The sequence below is a fragment of the Brevibacterium renqingii genome, assembly GCF_017808105.1.
Classification (GTDB): domain Bacteria; phylum Actinomycetota; class Actinomycetes; order Actinomycetales; family Brevibacteriaceae; genus Brevibacterium; species Brevibacterium renqingii.
Map to the genome: position 1 here is coordinate 89277 of NZ_JADBHF010000002.1, position 22138 is coordinate 111414.

The 22138-nt window shown below is 66.5% G+C and carries 24 protein-coding genes; 13 read left to right on the top strand and 11 right to left on the bottom strand.

What is annotated here, in order from left to right; all coding sequences use genetic code 11:
- The first annotated feature begins 80 nt into the window (after positions 1-80).
- Positions 81-1673, top strand: a complete 1593-nt coding sequence (locus tag IHE57_RS02915; RefSeq protein WP_209370683.1) for an FMN-binding glutamate synthase family protein — start codon at positions 81-83, stop codon at positions 1671-1673.
- 83 nt (positions 1674-1756) lie between these two features.
- On the opposite strand, the gene IHE57_RS02920 is transcribed toward IHE57_RS02915, so the two are convergent.
- From IHE57_RS02920 to IHE57_RS02935, 4 genes are all read right to left on the bottom strand, one after another.
- The gene (locus IHE57_RS02920; RefSeq protein WP_209370685.1) at positions 1757-2938 is read right to left on the bottom strand and encodes an NAD(P)/FAD-dependent oxidoreductase; all 1182 of its coding nucleotides are present in this window, start codon (positions 2936-2938) and stop codon (positions 1757-1759) included.
- A 61-nt stretch (positions 2939-2999) separates the two neighbouring features.
- Positions 3000-3800 carry an SDR family NAD(P)-dependent oxidoreductase gene (locus IHE57_RS02925; RefSeq protein ID WP_209370687.1) on the bottom strand — a complete coding sequence of 267 codons (801 nt, stop codon included), beginning with the start codon at positions 3798-3800 and terminating at the stop codon, positions 3000-3002.
- Positions 3801-3954: 154 nt separating this feature from the next.
- Positions 3955-4293, bottom strand: coding sequence for a general stress protein (locus IHE57_RS02930; protein WP_209370689.1), 339 nt, complete (start codon positions 4291-4293; stop codon positions 3955-3957).
- Positions 4294-4403: 110 nt separating this feature from the next.
- Positions 4404-4763 carry a hypothetical protein gene (locus tag IHE57_RS02935; RefSeq protein ID WP_209370691.1) on the bottom strand — a complete coding sequence of 120 codons (360 nt, stop codon included), beginning with the start codon at positions 4761-4763 and terminating at the stop codon, positions 4404-4406.
- A gap of 86 nt (positions 4764-4849) precedes the next feature.
- On the opposite strand from IHE57_RS02935, the gene IHE57_RS02940 reads away from it, so the two are divergent.
- Positions 4850-5479: a DUF308 domain-containing protein gene (locus IHE57_RS02940; RefSeq protein WP_209370693.1), complete on the top strand. Its 630-nt coding sequence runs from the start codon at positions 4850-4852 to the stop codon at positions 5477-5479.
- A 45-nt stretch (positions 5480-5524) separates the two neighbouring features.
- Here the strand turns inward: IHE57_RS02940 and IHE57_RS02945 are convergent, their stop codons facing one another.
- Genes IHE57_RS02945 through IHE57_RS02955 form a run of 3 tightly spaced genes read right to left on the bottom strand, consistent with a single transcriptional unit; the run spans position 5525 to position 7484 of the window.
- On the bottom strand, positions 5525-6508 hold the full coding sequence (locus tag IHE57_RS02945; protein ID WP_209370695.1) for a M56 family metallopeptidase: 984 nt from the start codon (positions 6506-6508) through the stop codon (positions 5525-5527).
- Complete coding sequence (locus tag IHE57_RS02950; protein WP_209370697.1) at positions 6505-6894, bottom strand: BlaI/MecI/CopY family transcriptional regulator; 390 nt, start codon at positions 6892-6894, stop codon at positions 6505-6507. Before IHE57_RS02950 ends, IHE57_RS02945 begins: the two co-directional genes overlap by 4 nt.
- A complete protein-coding gene (locus IHE57_RS02955; RefSeq protein WP_209370699.1) occupies positions 6891-7484 on the bottom strand; it encodes a hypothetical protein in 594 nt (197 codons plus the stop codon). Before IHE57_RS02955 ends, IHE57_RS02950 begins: the two co-directional genes overlap by 4 nt.
- Before the next feature lie 146 nt (positions 7485-7630).
- Between IHE57_RS02955 and IHE57_RS02960 the strand changes: the two genes are divergently transcribed.
- From IHE57_RS02960 to IHE57_RS02980, 5 genes are all read left to right on the top strand, one after another.
- Positions 7631-8350: a DsbA family protein gene (locus IHE57_RS02960; RefSeq protein ID WP_366933834.1), complete on the top strand. Its 720-nt coding sequence runs from the start codon at positions 7631-7633 to the stop codon at positions 8348-8350.
- A 3-nt stretch (positions 8351-8353) separates the two neighbouring features.
- Complete coding sequence (locus IHE57_RS02965) at positions 8354-9541, top strand: hypothetical protein (protein ID WP_209370701.1); 1188 nt, start codon at positions 8354-8356, stop codon at positions 9539-9541.
- 82 nt (positions 9542-9623) lie between these two features.
- Positions 9624-10367, top strand: a complete 744-nt coding sequence (locus IHE57_RS02970) for a DsbA family protein (RefSeq protein ID WP_209370704.1) — start codon at positions 9624-9626, stop codon at positions 10365-10367.
- Entirely contained in the window at positions 10367-11248 is an 882-nt protein-coding gene (locus IHE57_RS02975; RefSeq protein WP_209323734.1) for a cytochrome c biogenesis CcdA family protein, read from the top strand. The genes IHE57_RS02970 and IHE57_RS02975 overlap by 1 nt, the downstream gene beginning before the upstream one ends.
- A 4-nt stretch (positions 11249-11252) precedes the next feature.
- Entirely contained in the window at positions 11253-12419 is a 1167-nt protein-coding gene (locus IHE57_RS02980) for a hypothetical protein (protein ID WP_209323735.1), read from the top strand.
- A 76-nt stretch (positions 12420-12495) separates the two neighbouring features.
- On the opposite strand, the gene IHE57_RS02985 is transcribed toward IHE57_RS02980, so the two are convergent.
- Positions 12496-13782 carry an MFS transporter gene (locus IHE57_RS02985; protein WP_209370706.1) on the bottom strand — a complete coding sequence of 429 codons (1287 nt, stop codon included), beginning with the start codon at positions 13780-13782 and terminating at the stop codon, positions 12496-12498.
- A gap of 244 nt (positions 13783-14026) precedes the next feature.
- Between IHE57_RS02985 and IHE57_RS02990 the strand changes: the two genes are divergently transcribed.
- A complete protein-coding gene (locus tag IHE57_RS02990) occupies positions 14027-15133 on the top strand; it encodes a baeRF3 domain-containing protein (RefSeq protein WP_209323737.1) in 1107 nt (368 codons plus the stop codon).
- 91 nt (positions 15134-15224) lie between these two features.
- On the opposite strand, the gene fdhD is transcribed toward IHE57_RS02990, so the two are convergent.
- The 3 genes from fdhD to IHE57_RS03005 form a co-directional block, all read right to left on the bottom strand.
- Positions 15225-16112, bottom strand: coding sequence for a formate dehydrogenase accessory sulfurtransferase FdhD (gene fdhD / locus IHE57_RS02995; protein ID WP_209370708.1), 888 nt, complete (start codon positions 16110-16112; stop codon positions 15225-15227).
- 116 nt (positions 16113-16228) lie between these two features.
- Positions 16229-17380, bottom strand: a complete 1152-nt coding sequence (locus IHE57_RS03000; protein ID WP_209370710.1) for a cytochrome P450 — start codon at positions 17378-17380, stop codon at positions 16229-16231.
- Positions 17381-17401: 21 nt separating this feature from the next.
- The gene (locus IHE57_RS03005) at positions 17402-17968 is read right to left on the bottom strand and encodes a MogA/MoaB family molybdenum cofactor biosynthesis protein (RefSeq protein WP_366933835.1); all 567 of its coding nucleotides are present in this window, start codon (positions 17966-17968) and stop codon (positions 17402-17404) included.
- A gap of 124 nt (positions 17969-18092) precedes the next feature.
- Between IHE57_RS03005 and ftsW the strand changes: the two genes are divergently transcribed.
- The 5 genes from ftsW (at position 18093) to IHE57_RS03030 (ending at position 22125) form a co-directional block, all read left to right on the top strand.
- On the top strand, positions 18093-19388 hold the full coding sequence (gene ftsW, locus IHE57_RS03010; RefSeq protein WP_209370712.1) for a putative lipid II flippase FtsW: 1296 nt from the start codon (positions 18093-18095) through the stop codon (positions 19386-19388).
- Positions 19389-19466: 78 nt separating this feature from the next.
- Positions 19467-19784 carry a hypothetical protein gene (locus tag IHE57_RS03015; protein WP_209370714.1) on the top strand — a complete coding sequence of 106 codons (318 nt, stop codon included), beginning with the start codon at positions 19467-19469 and terminating at the stop codon, positions 19782-19784.
- A 143-nt stretch (positions 19785-19927) separates the two neighbouring features.
- Positions 19928-20380 carry a MarR family winged helix-turn-helix transcriptional regulator gene (locus IHE57_RS03020; protein WP_209370716.1) on the top strand — a complete coding sequence of 151 codons (453 nt, stop codon included), beginning with the start codon at positions 19928-19930 and terminating at the stop codon, positions 20378-20380.
- A gap of 84 nt (positions 20381-20464) precedes the next feature.
- Positions 20465-21559: an LLM class flavin-dependent oxidoreductase gene (locus tag IHE57_RS03025; protein WP_209370719.1), complete on the top strand. Its 1095-nt coding sequence runs from the start codon at positions 20465-20467 to the stop codon at positions 21557-21559.
- Entirely contained in the window at positions 21559-22125 is a 567-nt protein-coding gene (locus IHE57_RS03030; protein ID WP_209370721.1) for an NADPH-dependent FMN reductase, read from the top strand. Before IHE57_RS03025 ends, IHE57_RS03030 begins: the two co-directional genes overlap by 1 nt.
- Positions 22126-22138: the final 13 nt, after the last annotated feature.

A 22138-nucleotide genomic window follows, 5' to 3' on the forward strand; every position in this document is an offset into this window, starting at 1 on the left:
CCCACGATGTAAGTTCGAGGTGGGGGCCGGGAGGCCGCACCGAAGGGCTTGAGTTCCAATTGAATAGGTGAGGAGATCCGATGGGACGTTTCCTGGCGATCACAGCGACTTTCGCCGCCTTGGTGGCGATGGCATGGGCTGCCGCTGTGGGACCGTGGGCGTGGTGGGTCCTCGGCGGCGTGGTTCTGGCCATCATCGCAGTGGCGGTCCATGACCTGGTCCAGAAGAAGCACGCGATTCTGCGCAACTACCCCGTGGTCGGACATCTGCGCTTCCTGCTCGAGTCGCTCAGGCCGGAACTCCAGCAGTACTTCATCGAACGGAACTGGGACGGTCGACCATTCGATCGCGATATCCGCTCCATCGTGTACGAACGATCGAAGGGAATCCACGGGGAGACGGCCTTCGGTACCGAACGCGACGTCAACGGCGTCGGCTACGAGTACCTCCTCCATTCCACCGCTCCGGTGCCCGAACCGGAGCAGCCTCCTCGAGTCGAAGTGGGAGGCCCGGACTGCTCGCAGCCCTACAGCATGTCGCTGCTCAACGTCTCGGCCATGAGCTTCGGCTCCTTGTCACCGAACGCCGTACGGGCGCTGAACCGAGGTGCCCGCCTCGGCGGGTTCGCCCACGACACCGGCGAAGGTGCGATCTCTCCCTACCACCTCGAGCACGGCGGCGATCTGGTCTGGGAGATCGGAACCGGATATTTCGGTGCACGCACCGACGACGGCGACTTCGATCCTGCCCAGTTCCGCGACCAGAGCGCCAGGGAGCAGGTGAAATGCGTCTCCCTCAAACTCAGCCAAGGCGCCAAACCCGGAGTCGGCGGTGTGCTGCCTGCGGCGAAGGTCAACGCGGAGATCGCGCGGACCCGCGGCATCCCCGAAGGCGAGAAATGCTTGAGCCCATCAGCGCACAAGGTCTTCACAACCCCGACCGAACTCATCGAATTCATCGCGCGGATGCGCGAACTCTCAGGAGGGAAGCCCGCCGGCTTCAAACTGTGCGTGGGTTCGCGCATCGACGTCCTCGCGATCTGCAAGGCCATGCTCGAGGTCGGCACCGCCCCCGACTTCATCATCGTCGACGGCGCGGAGGGCGGTTCGGGAGCCGCTCCCCTGGAGTACGAGGACCATGTGGGCACACCGCTGACCGACGGACTGCTCACGGTCCACAACGCGCTCGTCGGCACAGGCCTGCGTGATCGCATCCGCATCGGAGCCAGTGGGAAGATCGCCGCCGGCAACGATGTGGTCAAACGCCTCATCCAGGGCGCCGACTACACGAACTCCGCGCGCGCCATGATGATGGCTGTCGGATGCATCCAGGCTCAGATCTGCCATACGGGCCTGTGCCCGGTCGGAGTGACCACCCAGGACCCCAAGCGGCAGCGAGCCCTGCACGTGGGAGACAAGAGCATACGCGTGAAGAACTATCAGGAAGCTACCGTGAAACAGGCAGTCGAGATCATGGCATCGATGGGGGTCAATGATCCCCGCGACCTCTCGCCGGACTTGCTCCAGCGCAACATCGGACGCACCGAACATCGCTCCTATGCCGAACTCTACAACTGGCTGCAACCGGGAGAGCTGCTGTCACAACCGCCCGAAGGGTGGGCGCACGACTGGTTCGCCGCCGACCCGACGTCGTTCCGGAACCGCTCACAGTAGGCGCTTCGGCCGGCCTGTCTGCTCGACACCGGCCAGGCAGAGACTCTGTTCAGCAGACCCTGACTCTGTTCAGAAGGCTCTGTTCACGAGATCCTGTTGACGAGATCGCCCGGTGAGTGCGCCCAGTCCTCGGCGAGGACCTCCCGAGCCGCATCGAGCCGACCCTCCATGTTCACCATGAGCACTCCGCGGACCCGTCCGTCCTCGCCGAGGTAGTACACCACACCTTCGGTCTGCGGCTTCTGCCAGTCCTCGACGGTGCGCAGGGCAGGGTCGAGAACTCCGACCGCCTGATATCCGAAGTCGAAGACGTTCGTGTAGAAGTACGGTGTGTGCGTGTAGGACTCGTCGGCTCCGGCCATGATCCGCCCGACCGCTGTGCCCATACTGGTCGCATTGTCGACGTGCTCGACACGCTGCCGACCGAGGATCCTGTCCGGGTAGCGGGCGACGTCTCCGGCCGCGAAGACGTCCGGCTGCGAGGCGCGCAGGAAGTCGTCGACGATGATCCCGTCGTCCGTGTCCAGTCCGGCGTCCTCGGCGAGCTGGGTCGCCGGTTCGATGCCGAGGCCGACGACGACGGCATCGAACTCATGGGAATCGCCGTCGTAGTCGAGCACCACACGCTCGCCTTCGGTCCGTCCTCCCGATGCCTTCGTGCCCGGCACGAGAGTCACCCCGTGACTGCGGTAGAGCTCGTGGAACTGCTCGGCGAGGTCCGGCGGGAAGATCGAGCCGCCGAGGGTCTCGTCGTCGAAGACCAGAGTCGTGCGGGTCTCGTTCTGCACCAGGGCTGCGGCGAGCTCGGTGCCGATGAAGCCTCCTCCGATGACCGCGATGCTCGAGTTCTGACCAGCGAGCTCCCGCAGGCGGCGGTAGTCGGCGAATTCCCGGAAATAGATGACCCGCTCGCCTTCGTCGAGGTCGATGCCCTTCGGACGTCCTCCGGTGACGAACAGCAGCTTGTCGTAGCCGAAGCTGCCGATGGTCGTCATCACGGTTTTCGCTTCGAGGTCGACCTCGGTGGCCTCTGTGCGCAGGCTGATCCGGGCTCCGGTCGCCTCGGCGGTGTCGAAGTAGTTGTCACTCTCAGCGAAGCTCTCATCGGTCCACAGGCGCTTGCTCAGCGCCGGCCGGGTATAGGGTTCGTCGACGTCGTCGCTGATGATCGCGATCGTTCCCTCGTCGTCGATCTCCCGGATCCCCTGTGCTGCGGAGGCGGCGGCCATTCCGCCGCCGATGATCACATATCGGAACTGGTCCATGTCGAATGCTCCTCTTCTCTTCTCTGGAGTGTGCGGTCAGGTGTCGGGACGGTCGAGCGTCCTAGATCGTTGCGACGGATCCGGCGTCGACGCGATAATTCGATCCGTTGACGAAGCTGGCGGCGTCCGAGCACAGAAAGGCGATGACTCGGGCCACCTCCTCCGGCCGACCGCGGCGCCCGAGTTCCATGAACGGACGTTCCTCGCGCAGGAACGAAGCGATCGCCTCGTCGAAGCTCGTTCCCTTCCGCTGCACTCGCTCATTCATCATCTCGTCGGTCATCGGGGTGGCGATGAAGGCAGGAGAGACGGTGTTGACCAGCAGCCCTTCGGAAGCATAGGTGCGCGAGAGTCCCTTGGCCATGGAGAGCATGCCTGCTTTGGCCGCACAGTACGGCAGCTCCTCTTCATAGGGCTGCACCGCGTCTTCGGAGGATACGAACACGATACGGCCCCAGCCACCTCGGCGAAGCCCGGGAAGGAACGCGCGAGTGACCCGGACCGGTCCCATGAGGTCGACGTCGATGGTCCGGTCCCAGCCCTCCTGACTGATCTCGTGGAACAGTCCTCCGGCACCGTGGATGCCGGCGACGTTGACGAGGATGTCGAGGTCGCCGACCTCGGCGGCGACCGCGGCGGCGAGGTCGTCGACGGACCCCTCATCTGCGATGTCGGCGTCGTGAGCGTAGATCCGCTCCTTGTATTCGGCGAGTTCGTCGACGGCCGCTTTGAGCTCGTCGGGTTCGAGCCCGGTCATCACGACGACGGCGCCCTCCGCGAGCAGTTGGCGCGCCGTCGCCAGGCCGATGCCCGAGCTCGCTCCAGTGACCAGGGCTTTGCGATCGCGGATGTTGAGATCCATCTGTCTCCTTCCAGGTATCCGTCAGGGCCGGCAAGGTCGGAGGACCAGCCGCCGGCGAGCACAACGGTTCCAAAGCGCTGCAGCCGCGAACAGCCCCTTCCGCAGATGGCTCGCAGCCTCTACAATCCGCGCGGCTCGTCTCTGTGCGGTTCGTCTACAATCCGGACGGCTCGTCGATGAGGAGCAGGATCATCCCGTCGTGGAGCTTCGCCTCGAGTTCATCGGCTTCCTCGGCACTGAATCCGAAGCCTCGGAAGATCTCACGCAGCTCGTCTCCACTTTCGTTGTACCGCTCGGCGACGAGGTCGTCGATGTTGCCGAGGTCGATGCTGACATCGTCCCCGACGAGGCAGTCGGTGCACTCCTCATCGTGGGCGAACAGATGCAGGGATTCCTTCGGCACGCCTTTCGACCCCAGCTTGTTCAGTGCATTGAGCACGCCGATGTCATCCCGGAAGGTCTTCACCATCGGCGGCACTGTCTCAGCCTCCATGACAAGCCTCCTCATCGGGTGAGCGTTCAAGAGCCATCGGGTCCCGCTACGCTAGCAGGCGCCGCCCGGTCCCGTAACCCCTCTTCCTGCCGAGGGCAGAGCCACCTCAGTCACCAGGGGTTGGCCTCCTGCCAGCGGGCGAACCAGTAGCGGTCTCCCTGATAGTGGGATTTCTCGGGCTTGCAGCCACGCAGGTCCGAATGTTCCCCGAGCCAGTCGCGCACCAGCCCGGGCACCTCGTCCATCCGGTGCCTCCATTGCTGAAGTACGAGCACGAGCACTTCGCCGTCCTCGGCATCGAGACGGCACGAATAGGTCGGCAGACCCTCGGTGATCTGCGAATGCGTATAGCGGATCTGATCGCAGCCGGTGGTGAGATGGAAGCGGATGTACTCACCGCAGACAACTGCACACAGAGCTTTGAAATCCCGATACCGCACAAGCCAGTCCGGAGCCTCATATTCGTTCATACGTTCTATTATGCACCCGCCTGCCCGGAACGTCTGCGGCGGTCGTAGACTGGAGACAAGGTCATCTTCCGTTCTCAGGAGTTCTGATGTCATCCCCGTTCGACCCCAACAACCCACGATCCGCCGCGGGCGCCCCTGACCCTCTCAACCAAGCCCAGTCGCTCCTGCACACGGTGGGCAAGGGCGTGTTCTGGGTCGTCATCGTCCGCGGCATCCTCGCCATCCTCCTCGGCATCCTGCTGCTCGCGGCTCCTGCGGCCATGGCTGCGGCTGCCGGGATCCTCATCGGCGCCTGGCTCGTCGTCGACGGCGTCCTCACCGTCATGAATGCGAATTCGGCCCGAAAGAACGGCCTCTCGTGGGGCTGGGAGCTCGCCGCCGGCATCGCCTACATCCTCGCCGGCCTCATCATCGCCATCGCCCCCGTGTCGTTCGCACTCATCTCCGGTGTCTTCATTCTGTGGATGATGGCCATCGGCATGCTGATACGCGGCATCTTCAGCCTCGCATCCGCCTCGTTCAAGGGCTGGTCGAAGCTCCTCGGCGCCATCGACGTCATCTTCGCGATCATCATGGCCGTCGTCCTCTTCAGCTCGCCGGCAGCCGCCCTCATGGCGCTCGTGTGGATCATCGGCATCTACACGATCGTCTTCGGCGCGTTCCTCATCATCATGGCGATCATGGCCCGCAGGCAGGCGAGACCAACAGCGGCCTGACCGCTCCAGCCCCCACTTCGGCCGCACCCAGCGAACCCCTCACGCTCAGGGCAGAGTGCAGCCTGCGAGCAGGACGCCGGCATAGGTGGCGATGACCGAGGAGAAGAGGACGCCGAAGGCGGCCAGCGCACTGCTCAGAGCCGCTGTGGGCAGCAGCCCCGGGGACATCCTCACGGGGGCGACGAGCTGCCGGACCCGGTCGGGGCCGGCGATATTCAGCGCATACGACCCGCCGAGGTGGCTGTCGCCTCCCACCTGCGGCCCGATCTTGAGCAGGGCGCCGGCAAGCGCGGGAGTCCCCGCGACCTTCCGTGCACGATCGTCGGCCGCGATCTCGAGGTAGAGCGGAACCGAGGCGGCGACCTCGGCGAAGAGCGGAATGAATCGCAGCGGCCGCACGAAGGCCTCCACCAGGGCCATGATCGCGTGGTGGCCCTGATCGACATGGGCCCTCTCGTGTTCGAGCACCGCCCTCAGCTCGCGGGGTTCCAGGGCCGCACACAGATCTGCAGACAGAACCACTCCCCCGTACCTGCGGGGCAGGGAGAACGCCAGATGCCGGTGCCCGGTCACGGTCTTGACGGTCTGTCCGGCCACCTCGACGCCCACGGCCTCCCGAGCGAGGAGGCGAGCCGTCTCCGCGTTCTCGCGGTGCCGTCGCCTGGCCTGAAGACCTGCGCGGATGAGGAATCCGAGGGTAACGGCCGGAGGCAGGAGGAGGAAGAGAATGACGGGGACGAGCGTGTCGACCTGAGCACCGCCGAAGGGGTTCGCCGCGATGAGGCAGCGCTGGCATACGTCGCCGATGGGCATCGGCAGCACATCGGGGCCTTTGAGCAGCCAAGCCGCCATGAGGCTGAGCGCGGACACCACAGCCCAGGACAGCAGGGGCAGGGACAGGAGCGCGAACACCGCCAGGCGCGGCACCCGCATGAGCACCGGCGCGGCCGCACGGACGAGGGCCGGACCGGCCCAGGCGAGAACGAAGGCGAGGACGAAGGCGCAGATGCCGCCGATCAGCAGGCTCATTCGGCGACATCCTTCGCATCGAGGTAGTCGCGCAGCAGCTGGATGTCGGCGGCATCGATGCCCTCTACGAAGTGGAGGATCGAGGCCGCCCGGTCTCCGCCGTCGACCAGGGCCGCCTGCATCGTGCGTGCCGTGTGCTGCTCACGGCTGACGACCGGAGCGTGGAGGACCGAGCGGCCGACGCGCTCACGCCTGACGAGCCCCTTGCGCTCGAGGTTGGTCAGCACGGTGGCGATGGTGGTGTAGGCGGGTTCGGCCTCCGAGAGCTCGATGATCTGCCGAACCGTGAGCGGTTCGTGGTCCCACAGCAGTCCCATCACCTGCTTCTCGAGGGCGCCGAGGCGGACCGGCGAGGAGTTCGCACCCCGGTCGTCGCTGTGAGTCATGAGCGGGCGCTCCTTTCGCGCGAGGCAAGCGGGCACGAATACTGGCCCTTGAGACGGATGATCACGGCCGCCAGCAGGAGGATGACCGAAGCTGCGGCCAGGAGGGGCTGGAGCGGCGCGAAGTAGGTCAAGGCGCCAGTGTAGCCCAGGGCGAGCAGCGCGATCTTGTTGCACACCGGGCATCCGACGGCGAACCACCCGAGCATTCCGCCCACACCGCCGAGCACACCCGACCGCCCCTCGGAGGCGGTCTCCGGGCCGCGGGCTCCTTCCCCCGACGCGGAGTCCGGGCCGCTCGCCTCTTCCTCCAAGGCGGTCTCCGGGCCGCGCACCCCTTCCTCCGAGGCGGAGTTCGGGTCGCGCACATAGCTGGCGATGAGCATTCCGAGCAGCAGCGCCGTGAGGATCCACACCGGGTAGTCCCACCACATGGGCGGGATGTCGCGGGAGAAGAGCGCATTGGGGATGAGCACCGTCGCAAGCCCGATGACCACGGCAGACCCCGCGGCTGCGGCCGCCGCTACACCGATGCGCCTGCGATCCCAGAGCAGGAGGCCCCGGCAGGCGTCTCTGAGCGCGTCGACGAACATGGATTCCCTTCTGGAAGACGTCGCGGATCCGGAAGATCGTGGTGAATATGAGTCTACTATGATCGTTAGTATACTATGCAGGATAGTAGATGTGGTCGTCTTAGACCCGACCATGACACCGACCGCCCCATCCTCCGGAGGTATGTGTGCTCCGCACCGAACGCGGCCCCATGTTCTGGCTCATCCCAGTCGCAGTCATCATCCTCGCGACCGTGCTCATCGGCATCGTCATCGCCAACCAAGGCGGCTCCGACGCCGACGCCCAGGGGCAGAGCTCGAGTTCGCAGACCGACTCCTCCGGGGACGACGTCGACCTGTCGTTCGTCGAACACAGAGACTCCGAGGAGATGAGCGCGATCGGCGACGTCGACGCTCCGGTCACCCTCGTCATGTACTCGGACTACCAGTGCCCCTACTGCGCCGCATGGAACGAGGACACCCTGCCGGCGATGATGGAGTACGTCGACTCCGGCGAGCTGCGGATCGAGATGCGCGACCTCGCAGTGTTCGGCGAGGAGTCCGAGCGGGCCGCGCGCGCCGTGTTCGCCGCCGGCAAACAGGATGAGTACTGGGAGTATCACAACGCCCTGTTCGAAGGCGGCGAACACCGCCCGAAATCGCAGCTCGACGATGATTCGCTCGTCAGCCTCGGCGAGGATCTCGGTCTCGATCCCCTGCAGTTCAAACAGGATATGAATTCGGTCGAAGCCCATGAGGAGTTCGACGCCGTCGCCGCCGAAGGGCAGTCGATCGGCGTCTCGAGCACACCGGCCTTCGTCATCGGAGGAAAGCCGCTGCTCGGCGCCCAGCCCACGCAGGAATTCACCGACGCGGTCGACGAGGCGCTCGCCCGAGCCGAGGGCTGAGGCGTGCGGCACCCCGCAGCCGGCGCGATGATCCTGCCCGCCTGCCTGCTCACCCTGGCCTCACTGACCGCCTGCACGGGCCTTGACGCGGACAGCGGATCGTCCGACCCCAGACCCGTGCACTCACCAGCCGAGACACTCGACCCTGCCGCGACGCACGACCCCGCTGCCGCCGGGACCGATGGAACCGGCATCGTCGATCCCGGCTGGGACACGGCGGCCCAAGAGGCCGACGGCGTGTTCCTGTCGCTGCACGAGAAGGACTCGGGCCTCGAATTCCGGGCCGTCGATTCTACGGGGACGATCCTGTGGACGGCGCTGCGGCCGCGCGTGTGCTCCGGCTTCCTCGTCAGCGAGTCCGAGACCGGACCGGTGGCCGTCCTCATGGACCAGGAGTCGGTATCGAACGACTCGCTGGCAACGACGGCCTCGGGCTTCGATCTCACCACCGGCAAGAAGCTCTGGGGTCCTGTCGAGGTGCCCGGCCCCCTGCTCGGCAGCGGCCTCGTCTTCGCCGGCCCGCCGCAGGACTTCATCGGCGAGGGCGGGCCTCGCACCGCACTCGACCCCACGACCGGAAAGAGATTGGCCCTCGAGGAAGCAGGCTCACCGCGGGTGATCACGCTGCTGGGCAGCCATCTCGTCCTCGCCGAGGAAGGGAATCTCATCGGGCAGGATCTCGACGGCCACCAGCTCTGGACGCGCGACGCGCAGGACCTGGGAGTCTCGGTCGACGAGGCCCGCGAGGCGCCGTGGGAGGCGATCGGGAGTTCGCATGCGCTTCTGGGCAGCGCCGGCGACGGGCAGCGCACCTTGATCGACCTGCGCTCGGGCTCCGCTGTCGCCACCGGCGTCGACGCCGCCGGCTACGATGCGGGCAGCGACACCCTGGTCACGAGCGATTCTCAGCTGCACGGCTTCGATCCCGACGGGACGAAGCGCTGGGACGCCCCACTGGCCGACGACGCTGAGCTCTCGACCGTCGGCGCAGGCCTGGTCGTCACCGGCGCCGCCACCGGCCATGAGACGAACGGCACGGAGACGAGGGCGGCCTCCGACGGGCAGATCGTCGAAGGACGAGCGGAGCCCGAGGATGTCCGACGCTTCGGTGCTCCGCACCATATCGCCGAATCCGGCGCGCGCCTCGTCGGCGACCCCGACAGCCCTCTGCTCGTCCCGGACGAGGGATGAGGCCGGGAGCAGATGGGTTTTCGACTCAGGGAAACGATGATCTATGGTTTACTAAGCATCTTAGTAAACAAGGAGTGAGAGCATGGCCGAGCATGCGGCGCCGCGCCCGCAGTACCGCTGGTGGATCCCCGCCGCGGTCATCGCAGTGGCGATCGCCCTCGTAGCGATGATCCTCCTCAACGACCGTGGCCAGGACGCCGATTCCACAGCGACCTCCGACGAGCCCGGAGAACCCGATGTCGTCGTCACCGAGGTCGAGGATCCCGAACAGGCCGATGTCGACACGAGCGGTTCCGACCGAGCCGACGACCCCCTCGCCGACGGTCCGAGCGATGCCCCGGTGACCCTCGTCGTGTTCTCCGACTACCAGTGCCCGTTCTGCGCCGCCTGGTCGCAGGACACGCTGCCGAAGATGCTCGACTACGTGGACTCGGGCGATCTGCGCATCGAATGGCGCGAAGTCAACGTCTTCGGCTCCGCGTCGAAGCAGGCCGCGAAGGCCGCCTACGCGGCCGCGCTGCAGGACAAGCACTGGGAATTCCACGACGCCCTCTTCTCCGACGGCGAGCCCCGCTCCCCCGACGAGCTCACGCCCGAAGCCCTCACCGAGGTGGCCGAGCAGATCGGCCTCGACATCGACCGGTTCACCTCCGACATGAACTCCGAGAAGACCGCCGAGGCGGTCGCCGAGAACGAGAAGATGGGCACGGATCTCGGCGCCTTCTCCACCCCGACCTTCCTCCTCAACGGCCAACCCTATGTCGGCGCCCAACCGACATCGATCTTCGTCGACGCCATCGAAGAGGCCAAGAAAGGACAGAGCTGATGGACATCACCTTGCTCAGCGCCTTCCTCGGCGGAGTGCTGGCCCTGCTCAGCCCCTGCGCCGCCCTGCTGCTGCCGGCCTTCTTCGGCTCCACGGTCGGCTCCGGATCGCGACTGCTCGCGCACGGGCTCGTCTTCTACGTGGGCATGCTGATCGTGCTCATCCCCCTGGGGATGGGAGCCGGCACGCTCGGTGCGATGTTCACCGCTCACCGCACGCAGATCATCATCGTCGCCTCGATCGTGCTCATCGTCCTCGGCGTCGTGCAGTTCTTCGGGTTCGGATTCGATCCGGCACGGTATCTGCCCGGCGCCGAGGCGGCCCGCACCCGTTCCGCGACGGCGACGGGCTGGACGAAGACCTTCCTCCTGGGAGCCACGAGCGGAATCGCCGGAGTCTGCGCCGGCCCCATCCTCGGCGCTGTGCTCACTCTGGCCGCGGCCAAGGGCAGCATCGTCCTCGGTGGGATCATGCTCGCGATCTACGGCGCGGGCATGGTGGTGCCCCTGTTCGCCATCGCCGCCCTCTGGTCCCGCCTGGGCAAGCGAGCCAGGTCCGTTCTGCGCGGGGGCTCGGTCACTCTGTTCGGTCGGCAGCTGCCGGTCGTATCCATGGTCACGGGGCTGCTGCTCATCGCCATCGGCGTCCTCTTCTGGACCACGAACGGCCTCGTCTCGGCACCGTCACTCGTCTCGACGAGCTCTCTCGCCCGAATGCAGGAGTGGGTGGGCTCCTGGTCCTCGACCACCGTCGACATCATCGTCATCTGCGTGCTCGCGGCACTCGCCCTCCTCTGGTGGTACCTCCACGAACGCCGTCGGGCACGCAAGAGCGCCGAGGATGTCCGGGATGAACCGCGTCGGTCGAAGGCGAGGCACTGAGACGATGCACCGCAGCAGACTCACTGCCGCCCTGGCCGGGGCCGCCGCTCTCACTCTCACCCTGCTCGGGTGTTCGGGAGGTGGGGCTCCCGACGACTTCGACCGCTCACCCGAGCAGGTCGACACCGAGCTGAAGGCCGCGAAGACCTCGGACCTGCAGCTTCCGCTCATCGTCGAACCGCTCGAACTCGTCGAACCCGGCTGGGACCTGCCGGTCCGATCCGCAGGCTCCGTCTTCCTCTCCGCTCGCTCGGGGGAGGATTCGCTGACCTTCTCCGCCGTCGACACGAAAGGCGTCAGCCGCTGGCAGGCCGCACGCCCCAGCGGATGCACCGGCTTCACGGTCACCACACCCGAGTCGACTCCGCTGGCCGTGCTCACCGACTCCTCGTCGAGCAATGACTGCGAGGCCGACGTCACCGCCACCGCCTATGAGCTGAGCACGGGGAAGAAGGCCTGGGGCCCGGTCAAGGTGCCGGGTCCGCTGCGGGGACCGGGCACGATCTTCGCCGCCGAGGATGCGCCCGCCGACGAGTCCCTCGCCCTCGACCCGACTACCGGGGAGCCGAGGGATGAGGACGCGGACGGCAAGCGTCACCTCGGCGAGTATCAGGGCCTGTTCCTCGATATCGTCGACGACCGACTGGTGGCCAGCGAAGACGGCACGACCGTGTGGGAGCACTCCCTGGCCGACAACGGCTGGGACGCCGCGGACCTCAGACCGTTCCCGGGTGCTGCCACCGCTGAGGGTTTCATCCATCTCGATGCGGGCAATGGCACCGGACCCGTGTTCGACCGCGACTCCGGCGACCTCCTCGACGATGACGCGCGCGGAGTCGCTCGGGACGCGAACACGCAGTCCGTGGTCACGCTGGGGAAGAACGGGCTGACCGTGATCGACGATCTCGGCAAACACGAACTGCCAGTCTCGGTCGCCGAATCCGTGCACCTCGAGGCAGCCGCCGGCGGTCTGCTCTACCTGCGCGAGGGTGGGAAGCTGCGTGTCCACAATGCGACCACGGGCAGCCTGGCCCGCGGCTACCGTGCCGACGGATCCGGCGTCGTGGCCATCCCCGATGTCTTCACCGCCGAGGGCCTGGGCACCGTCAGGGCCGGTGATCGGACCCTGCTGGCCACCGACCGGGTCGTCGAGGAGTCCGAGACCCAGTAGGGGCTGCGGTCGGCCACCGACGGCTGGCGGTCTTCACCGGCTGCGTTCAGGACAGGGCGGTCTTCACCGACTGGCGTCACTGCCTGCGTCGAGAGTTCGCACGAATGAGCACGAGGGCGAGCAGCGTGCACAGCAGATAGGTGATGCCGACGGCGATCCAGCCGAGCGGGAAACCTCCCACTGAGCTGACGAGCAGGCCCATGCCGACAGGGCCGAGGGCGAAGCCGAAGAACATGCCGGCCGTGACGATGCCGCTGGCCGAGACCATCGAGGAGGCGGGGATCACGCGCATCAGGGCGGACATGAGCACCACGGAGACCCCGAGCGCGGAGATGCCGTGCAGTGCCACGGCGATCCACAGCAGCACCGACCACCGGAACGTGCCGGCGGTGAGGAACAGTCCGGCCCCGAGCAGAGCGATGAGGGCGAGGATGAGCAGCAGGTGCAGACCCGAGGCCCCTTTGGCCATCCGCCGCGCCCAGCTCACTCTGCCGATGACCCCGACGACTCCGGCCAGCGCAGCGGTGGTACCGCCGAGGACGAGGGAGAAATCGAGCTCGCGGACGGCGAACAGCGGCATATAGACGTTCGTCGCCTGCACACCGACGCCGTTGAGCAGGCCGAAGGCGGCCAGCGCCCACACCATACCCGGATGTCTGGCGGGCCGGGTCGGGCTCCGGTCGGTCGCCTCGGCGGGGACGGTGGCGTCGCCGCTGTCGGTGGTGGCGTTGGTGTCGGGGGCGTCCGCCTCGGCAGTGGTGCCGCCGACCGGGTTCGCCATGGGAAGCAGCGGGGTGGTGCGCAGGGCCTGCCAGGTCATGACCAGCAGGAGCAGCGGAATGATCGCGACGGCGAGCGCCGCGCCCCGCCAGCCGATGCCGATCGCGAGTACGGGGAAGGCCAGGCTCGCGACCAGTTGGCTGACCTGGACTCCGGACTGTTTGACGCCGACCCAGCCGATCCGTTTCGCCGTGGGAACACGTTCGAGGAGGATGCGGTTGGTCACCCCGTTGGGGAAGGACTGGGCGATGCCGGCGAGGCTCGCGGCAAGCAGGAGCATCCCGAATCCGGCCGGCACGACCACCAGCAGCAGCGCGAGGGCGCTGAGCACGAAGATGAAGGCCATGAGAGACAGGTCGGAATGCCGGTCGGCGAGCCTGCCCAGGGTGGCGTTGCCGACCGCCGCGCAGCCGAAGCAGGCGGTGGCGAGCAGTCCGAACTGAGCCTCGGAGATGCCGAGCTCGGCGATGATCGAATCGCTCGTGGCGCTGAGCCCGTAGAGCAGGATCGGCCCGGCCGCGACGGCGCCGAGGAGGACCGTCAGCAGTCCGACTCCCGGGGCCTTCTGCTCACTGTTGGTCATCTGTCACGCCCTCTCGTCCGCTCGCCTCAGTTCAGCATCGTAACCGGCGGGAGGATGCGGACGGTCGGCGTGCTCAGCGCGCGGACAGGACGGGCCGCAGTCGTTGTGGTCGAGGAGATCCTGCAGCTGATCGGGGCCGATGAGCATCCTCGTCCTGTCGAACGTGCCCATTTGCAGCCCGGGTCAGGTAGGCTCGGGAAAGGATAGGGACATTCGTGATCCACCGTCAAGGAGGCCTCTGTTCATGACTACCACTGCCCAGGGAATCATCGATCCGCTCGATTTCTCCGACCTGTTCTCACGTGAGGTGGGGACCGGGCCCAAAGCCAGCTTCTACGTTCCCACCGATGTCACCGGCACCAAAGCAGATCGCTCGGCGACGGTGCTGAAGAACCAGATCAACCACGCGGCCGAACGCTTCCATGAGCTCGGGACGAGCAATGGCGAGACGGAGTCCATCCTGTCCCCGATCCGCGAACTCGTCTCGGACTCCTCGTACTGGAGGCAGCAGAGCCGGGGCCTGGCGATCTTCGCCGAGGCGGGCTTCCACTCGGCGGTGAGGATTCCGATCGAGGTCGAACAGTCCGTCGTCGTCGACAGCCGTTTCGACGTGCTGCCCCTGGTCCCGGTCCTCGAGTCCAGCGGCAAGTGCTACATCCTCGCCTTGGCGAAGAATTCGGTGCGCCTCTTCGACGCTACCCGCAATGCCATCGAACAGCTGCCGCTCGGTTCCATCCCCGAGTCCTTCGACGAGGTGGTCGGTGATCTTCCCGAGCAGTCGTTGCAGTTCCGTGCCGTCGGCGGAGGTGATGCCGCCTTCTACGGCCAGGGCGGAACCGCGGACACCGAGTCGATGCTCACCGAGAAGTTCATCCGTGCCGTGGGCAAGGCGGTCGGTGCCGAGCTCGGGACCGCCCGGTCGCAGCCTCTGGTGCTCGCCTCGGTGGCGGAATACCTGCCGATCTTCCGCAAAGCGAGCCCCTATCCGGTCATCCACGACCAGGTCATCCCCGGCAGCCCTGAGCACTCCCAGCCAGAGGATCTGCGTTCGGCGGCGTGGAGACTGGTCAACGACAGTGAGCTCGCCCGCGAGTCTGTCGAACGTGACCGAGCGATGTCGCTGGTCCACAACGGCAAGGGTTCACTTGACCCTGCGGAGATCGCCCATGCCGGCCAGGAGGGCCGCATCGACACGCTCTACCTTCCCCGGATCGGGATCCGACGGCAGTCGGCCGACACCTACGTGCTGGCCAATGACGCGGTCCTGTCGACCATTCGGACCTCCGCGTCCCTGCGGACCCTGGGCGACGAGGATCGCCCCGACGAGGTCATCGCGACATTCCGCTACTGACCTCTGTTACCCGGCCGGCCGTGCGCATACGTGCACGGCCGGTCTTGTGCACAGCCGTCCGCGCTCGAGCCCCGCACATCGGCGGGCCGGGTCAGGCGACGCGCTCGGGGTACGAGTACGCGTTGAACCGTCCCTTGCGGTTGAAGCCGATGACGGTCACACCCACGCCCCGACCGTAATCGACGGCCATCGCCGAGGGTGCGCTGACCGCCGACATCATCGGGATGCCGGCCATCGCACACTTCTGCACGAGTTCGAACGATGCGCGGGCCGAGACCTGCAGCACCGTCGACCGCAGCGGCAGACCCTTTTCATGGTTCGTCATGGCCCACCCGATGACTTTGTCCACGGCGTTGTGCCGGCCCACGTCCTCGCGTGCGATGAGGAGCTCGGGTTCAGCACCCGGGTCCTCGCCGACGGCGAAGAGTGCAGCGGCATGGACTCCCCCGGTCTTGTCGAAGATCTCCTGCGTCTGACGCAGCCGGTCGGGCAGCTGCCCGATGCGGGCGGCGGAGATCAGCTGGGGGAACTCGTATTCCTCGTCGTCCTCGAGATGGCAGGAGGCGGGGATGAGCGGGAACGCCGAGGTCTTCGTCACCGCATCGGCGGCAGCGGTGCCGCAGATCCCGCACGAGGATGAGGTGTAGACGTTCCGGGGCGGTGCCGACTCGGGGCTCCACACGCCGGGACGCAGGCGCACGCGAGCGACATTGTAGTTCCGGGTCCCGTCCGGGGCGATGCCGGCGGAGAAGTTGATCTCCTCGATGTCGTCCATGGCGGTCACGACCGCCTCGGAGAGCAGGTACCCGGCGATGAGCTCAACATCGTTGCCGGGGGTGCGCATGGTCACGGTGTACTGTTGACCGTCCAGCTGCATCTCCAGCGGTTCCTCCCCAGCCAGGGAGTCGGGGCCGGCCGAGGTCTCGCCGGTGGCGTCGAACTTGTGGACTCTGGCGCGAACCGCCTTGCGCATCTGCATTGTTCACATCCTTCATCCGTCGTCGGGACCGGCGACTTCCGGGGTACTCACAGCCCGTGCCTCCTTCTGGCCGCGAGCCTGCCACTCACATTGTCCCACGCTCTTTCCGAAGGTTGTCAGACGAGGCGGATCGCAGCGGTGGCGAACCCTCCGACGGGCGGCCGGGCCCTCTGCGGCGGTCGTTCAGGATCGGACTCGATCCGCGAGGTGTTCTCGAGGACGGCGCGGGTCAGCGCGCGCAGCTCGAGCGTGGCCAGCGGCCTGCCCGGACACACGTGCTTGCCGATGCCGTAGACGAGATTGTACGGGGCGTTGGTCTCGGGCTCGAACTGTTCGGAGTCGCCGAAGATGCGCGGGTCCCGGTTGGCCGCCGTCCAGTTGAGGATGACCCGGTCTCCGGCCTGCAGCGTCCGATCTCCGACCGTCACGGTGTCGGTGACGACGCGCCGGTTGCTCACGAAGGGATCGTCGATGCGCAGGATCTCGTCGAGGATCGCATCGAATTCGCGGGTCGAGATGCCGGAGCGCAGCCGGTCCTGCACGTGCGAGTGCTCGGCGAGGTAGTTGAGGATGACGCCGGTGCACAGTGCGATCGAGCCGAGGTCGCCCCCGGTCCAGTTGCGCAGGATCGACACGATCTCTTCATCGGTCAGCGGTCTGCCGTCGACTCGGTCCCGAACGAGCTCGGTGGTGACGTCATCGGGTGCGGCATCGCCGGCTTTCCGGCGGGAGTCGGTCAGGCTGCGGATGATCTCGTCGAACCGCTGGGCGACTGCGGCCGTGCGCGTCCGGTCCCGGGACCGGGTGGCGGCGTGGTTGTCCCCGATCCACTCCAGCAGTTCCTCTTCGAGCGCTGCCGGCCAGCCGAGCCACATGCTCTGCGCTCGCACGGCGAAGCGGGAGCCGATCGCGACGGCGTCGATCACACCCGGCATCTCGAGCCGGGAGACGAGGTCGGCGGCGACGCGCTCCATCGCCGGTTCGAGTGCCCTCATCCGCTCACGGGTGAAATAGCGGTCGACGACCGAGCGGAACGCGGTATGGACCGCCTCGTCGAGTCCGTTGGGCACCTGCAGATGAGCGGACACCGCGTTCGAGTACGTCTGGTGGTCGACTGCCGCGGCCGTGACGTCGGCGTGGGTGAACAGCGTCCACGCTCCGCTCGGGCCCCGTGCGACCGGGCACTGGGAACGCATCTCGTCATAGGCGGCAATGGGATCGCGTCGGACCCGCGGTCCCCGCGGGTTCCAATCCGGCAGGGCAGTCATGCTTCCTTCCTAGCACATGCCTCAGACGCGGGGACCGTGATCGGTGGTGTCCTCGACGGAGGTCTGGATGTGTTCGAGGAGTTCGTCGATGACCGTGATCCCGTCCTTGACCCCGCCTTTCGAGCCGGGGAAGTTGATGACGAAGCTGCGTCCGCGCACGCCGGCGACTCCGCGACTCATCACCGCCGAGGCGGTCGATTCCAGCCCCTTGCGCCACATGGCGTAGATCAGGCCCGGGGATTGCCGCTCGAGCAGTTCGGCGGTGAATTCCGGGGTGCGGTCATCGGGGGCGAGCCCGGTTCCGCCGCTGGTGACGATGACCCGGGGACGTGCGTCCGCGGCGGTGTCGATGAGCAGTTCGCGCAGCGCCTCGCCGACGGGTTCGCCGTCGCGGACGACCGTGGCATCCGGGGTCTCATAGCCGCGAGCGCGCAGCCAGTCGACGAGGATCGGCCCCGTCGTGTCGGCCGCCTCTCCCCTGGCTGCCGAGGTGGAGGCGATGATGACGGCGGCGGACCGCCCGGTGCCCAGGAGGACATCGTCCCGGTCGTCGTCGGCGGAGTCGGTCACGTTCGTTGCAGTGCTCACGTCTCCATCGTACGTCCCACGCCTCTGCACGGTCCGGCCGAAACCTGACTACAGCTGGACTTGCAGCTTTGGCGGACTCCTGAAATGGTGGTCGGTCACAGCGGGACGAGATCAGTGAGGATTCATGGTCGGTCGGGAAAGCAGCATGGGCTCGGCACACACCGAGTCGACGATGAAGACGCGCTTCCTGCGCGGGATGCTCTGGCGACCTCCGCGCCTGCTGCCGGGAACGACGATGCTGGTCGCGGCCTGCCTGTGCCTGGTCGGCCTCGGACTGCTCATGGTGCTCTCGGCGACGTCGATCACTTCGTATGACGGGTCCAGGGCCTCCTCCTTCTCCGTGTTCGCGCGGCAGGCGGTCTTCGCCGTGGCCGGATTGACGATGATGGTCCTCGCCGGACTCACCCCCGTCCGGGTCTGGGAGCGGTGTGCGTGGCCGCTGATGGGCGCCGGTCTGCTGCTGCTCACTCTCCCGCTGGTGCCGGGGTTGGGGACCACGGTCAACGGAAGCACGAATTGGCTGCGGATCGGAGGCCTGCAGGCGCAGCCGTCGGAGCTGTTCAAACCCATCCTGGCGGTCTGGTTCGCCGTGGCTCTCACGCGTCTGACCTCCCAGCGCTACCGTCCCCGAACGCTCCTGCTCACTCTCAGTCCCGTCATCGTCGCAGCCGGGCTCATCCTCATCGGAGGCGACCTCGGCACGACTCTGGTGCTCATGCTCATGGGGCTGGCGGCTCTGTTCGTGTCCGGGGTGCCGAAGCGGTACTTCGTCATCGCCTTCGGCGTCATCTCCGTGGGCGTCACACTGCTGGTGGTCTCGAGCCCGTATCGGATGGCGCGGGTGCGGGCGATGTTCGCCGGTGACTCCCAGAGCGAGGCCGAGGCACTCGGCCAGCACTGGCAGTCCAACCACGGCCTGTTCGCCCTCGCCTCCGGCGGATGGACGGGAGTCGGTCTCGGGGCCAGCCGCGAGAAGTGGTTCTGGCTGGCAGAGGCCCACAACGACTACATCTTCGCGATCGTCGGCGAGGAGATCGGCCTCATCGGTACACTGGCAGTCGTGGCCCTGTTCGGTCTCATCGCCGTCGGGCTCATCCGTGCCTCACTGATGAGCCGGAACCGCCGGACGAAGATCCTGGGCGCGACCGTCCTCGCCTGGATCGTCGGGCAGGCACTCATCAACATGGGAGTGGTGACGACCCTGCTGCCGGTCATCGGGGTGCCGCTGCCGCTCGTGTCCTACGGCGGCTCGTCGCTGGTCGCCACGCTGACCGGCGTCGGCATCGTCCTCGCCTTCGCCCGCGACTCCGAACGGAATGCGGCACGTCCGCCGGTCCCTCCTGGTCCGGACTCGCCGCCCGAAACCGACGAGAACGACCAGTCTCGAGGCGAGAGCCGGGTTTCGCGGGCATCGACATGAGTCTCGTCGACCGTTGCCCTCTCACCGCCGGGTCCGGACGATGGTATCCGAAGAACCGGACACGTGAGAGAGGATCCGATGACGACTCCGAAGGCGATCACCACAGGTCAGGGCGCCGAGATCGACGCGTGGAAGCAGCGCCTCGGTGCTGCCTGCGCCCGCTTCTACGCACCTTTGAGCATCGTGACCTTCGCTCTGACGTTCTTCGCCTACTACGAATCGGAACCCGACAGCTCGGTTCCGTACGGCAGCCTCTGGCAGGAGGTGGCCCGGACCGGTCACAGCTATGCTGTCGCGGTCGTGCTCATCTTCCTCGTCGTCATCGTGCTGCTGGCCGTGGCAGCGCTGGAGAAGCTCGGCCCCGCCGACATCGTCGAGTCCCGCCGCCGAGGCTGACCCGCCCCTGCGCGGACGCATGACTGCGCGACAGGCGGGCCAGCCGGTCAGCGGCGTACACGTATGATCGATGAGGTGAGACACCGCAAGCGGTGTCGGTCGCGGATCGGACCGATATCGAAAGGGCAGCACGAGGAGGCACAGTGGAGGACTTGTCGCTGAGCACGCTCATCTGGCTGCGGATGGTCCGCTTCGTCGAGAACAGCAACCACCTGTCCAATGAGCACCTGCACCAGTTCGGACTCACCGTCGCCCAGTTCGAAGCATTGGCCCACATCCGCAACTTCCAGCCGATCACCCAGTCCGATCTCGCCGACGGCCTGACCGTCAGCGGCGGCGGCATCTCCCGCATGCTCGCCCGCCTCGAACGCGAAGGGCTGATTCTCCGCGAGCAGGAATGGAAGACGAAGTACATCTCACTCACCGAGGCGGGCAGAGAGGTCATCGAGCGTGCCTACCCTGCGCAGGTGGCACAGCAGTCGGCGATGTTCGATGCGCTCGACGAAGACGAGAAGCGGCAGCTGCACGCGCTGATGAAGAAGCTCTACGACTCCAGCCGCACGCGCCGCAGCGAAGACTCCCCGACGGGAGAATGATTCCGATCGGAATGGCGGGAATAATCCTCGAACCCTGTCAGTTGACATGGCAAGTGACATTCGATCAGCACAGGAGGAAACACCATGTCCGACGCCATGAACATGATGGACAAGCTCAGCATCGACCCGAGTGAGGGCCTGCAGTTCGGGGTCTACTCCCTCGGCGACCATCTGCCGGACCCCGTCGCCGGCACACGGGTCAGCGACGAGGAGCGCATCCGCGAATTCATCGGCTACGCCGAAGCCGCAGAAGATGCCGGCTTCGATTTCTTCAGCCTCGGCGAGAGCCATCAGGAGTACTTCGCCTCCCAGGCCCACGCCGTCATCCTCGGCGCCATCGCCCAGGCGACGAAGTCCATCCGCATCGGGAGCACCTCGACGATCCTGAGCACCTCCGATCCGGTGCGGGTGTTCGAGAACTTCGCCACCATCGACCTCATCTCGGGCGGCCGCGCCGAACTCGTCGCAGGCCGCGCCTCCCGCGTGGGCCTGTTCGAACTGCTCGGCTACGATCTGCGCGACTACGAGGAGCTCTTCGAGGAGAAGTTCGATCTGCTCCAGAAGATCAACCAGGATCGGCATATCACCTGGAGCGGACAGTTCCGGGCACCTCTGAACAATGCGGAGGTCCTCCCCCGCCCCGCGCAGGAGTCCCTGCCCATCTGGCGCGCCGTGGGCGGAGCCCCGGCGAGCGCGATCAAGGCGGGCCTGGCCGGTGTGCCCATGGTCATGGCGCATCTGGGCGGGACCACCTCGGTGTTCAAGACGACCGTCGACGCCTACCGTCAGGCCGCCCGCCATCAGGGATACGACCCGGCCACCCTGCCGGTCGCCACGGCCGGTTTCCTCTACACCGCGCCGACCTCGCAGGATGCGCTCAAGGAGCTCTACCCCCACGTCAACGACGGGATGAAGCGGGTCAACGGCCAGGGCATGCCCAAGCAGCTCTTCGCCCAGAGCGCCGACCCCGCGAGCATCGTCAACGTCGGCAGCCCGCAGCAGGTCATCGAGAAGATCCTCCACCAGCACGAGGTCTTCGGCCACCAGCGCTACCTGGCGCAGATCGACTTCGGTGGAATGCCCTATGACAAGGTGATGAAGCAGATCGAGACCATCGGCTCGGAGATCATCCCGGCCGTGAAGAAGTACACAGCCACGAAGACAGAGGAGCTTAACTGATGAAGGTCGTCGCCCTCTCCAGCTCGAACGTCGGAACCAAGACGCGCACCGTGATGGAGTACATCACGCAGTCCGTGATGAAGCAGGAGCCCGAGGTCGAGATCGAGCTCATCGATCTCGCCGAGGTCGACATGGTCTTCAGCGACGGTCGCAACTACACCGAGTACACGGGTGACACCGGTCGCATCACTCGTGCCCTCATGGAGGCCGATGCGATCATCATCGGCACCCCGATCTTCCAGGCCTCCATCCCTGCGACGCTGAAGAACGTCTTCGATCTGCTGCCGGTCAACGCCTTCCGGGACAAAGTGGTGAGCATGGTCGCCACGGCCGGTTCGGCCAAGCACTACCTCATCCCGCAGCAGCATCTGCAGCCGATCCTGTCCTATATGAAGGCTCAGGTCGTCCAGCCCTACGCCTTCGTCGAGGAGAAGGATCTGCATCGGAATCAGATCGTCAACGACGATGTGATCCAGCGCCTCGACCGGCTCGCCGAGGACACGATCGTGCTCACGCGCACCTACTCGGAGATCCGAGAGGCCGCAGACGCCGCCTACGGCTTCTGACCGGCTCCTGCAT

Coding starts and splice junctions, on each gene's coding strand:
- IHE57_RS02915 (WP_209370683.1), top strand. CDS start 81: ATGGGACGTTTCCTGGCGATCACAGCGACTTTCGCCGCCTTGGTGGCG.
- IHE57_RS02920 (WP_209370685.1), bottom strand. CDS start 2,938: ATGGACCAGTTCCGATATGTGATCATCGGCGGCGGAATGGCCGCCGCC.
- IHE57_RS02925 (WP_209370687.1), bottom strand. CDS start 3,800: ATGGATCTCAACATCCGCGATCGCAAAGCCCTGGTCACTGGAGCGAGC.
- IHE57_RS02930 (WP_209370689.1), bottom strand. CDS start 4,293: ATGGAGGCTGAGACAGTGCCGCCGATGGTGAAGACCTTCCGGGATGAC.
- IHE57_RS02935 (WP_209370691.1), bottom strand. CDS start 4,763: ATGAACGAATATGAGGCTCCGGACTGGCTTGTGCGGTATCGGGATTTC.
- IHE57_RS02940 (WP_209370693.1), top strand. CDS start 4,850: ATGTCATCCCCGTTCGACCCCAACAACCCACGATCCGCCGCGGGCGCC.
- IHE57_RS02945 (WP_209370695.1), bottom strand. CDS start 6,508: ATGAGCCTGCTGATCGGCGGCATCTGCGCCTTCGTCCTCGCCTTCGTT.
- IHE57_RS02950 (WP_209370697.1), bottom strand. CDS start 6,894: ATGACTCACAGCGACGACCGGGGTGCGAACTCCTCGCCGGTCCGCCTC.
- IHE57_RS02955 (WP_209370699.1), bottom strand. CDS start 7,484: ATGTTCGTCGACGCGCTCAGAGACGCCTGCCGGGGCCTCCTGCTCTGG.
- IHE57_RS02970 (WP_209370704.1), top strand. CDS start 9,624: ATGGCCGAGCATGCGGCGCCGCGCCCGCAGTACCGCTGGTGGATCCCC.
- IHE57_RS02975 (WP_209323734.1), top strand. CDS start 10,367: ATGGACATCACCTTGCTCAGCGCCTTCCTCGGCGGAGTGCTGGCCCTG.
- IHE57_RS02980 (WP_209323735.1), top strand. CDS start 11,253: ATGCACCGCAGCAGACTCACTGCCGCCCTGGCCGGGGCCGCCGCTCTC.
- IHE57_RS02985 (WP_209370706.1), bottom strand. CDS start 13,782: ATGACCAACAGTGAGCAGAAGGCCCCGGGAGTCGGACTGCTGACGGTC.
- IHE57_RS02990 (WP_209323737.1), top strand. CDS start 14,027: ATGACTACCACTGCCCAGGGAATCATCGATCCGCTCGATTTCTCCGAC.
- fdhD (WP_209370708.1), bottom strand. CDS start 16,112: ATGCAGATGCGCAAGGCGGTTCGCGCCAGAGTCCACAAGTTCGACGCC.
- IHE57_RS03000 (WP_209370710.1), bottom strand. CDS start 17,380: ATGACTGCCCTGCCGGATTGGAACCCGCGGGGACCGCGGGTCCGACGC.
- ftsW (WP_209370712.1), top strand. CDS start 18,093: ATGGTCGGTCGGGAAAGCAGCATGGGCTCGGCACACACCGAGTCGACG.
- IHE57_RS03015 (WP_209370714.1), top strand. CDS start 19,467: ATGACGACTCCGAAGGCGATCACCACAGGTCAGGGCGCCGAGATCGAC.
- IHE57_RS03025 (WP_209370719.1), top strand. CDS start 20,465: ATGTCCGACGCCATGAACATGATGGACAAGCTCAGCATCGACCCGAGT.
- IHE57_RS03030 (WP_209370721.1), top strand. CDS start 21,559: ATGAAGGTCGTCGCCCTCTCCAGCTCGAACGTCGGAACCAAGACGCGC.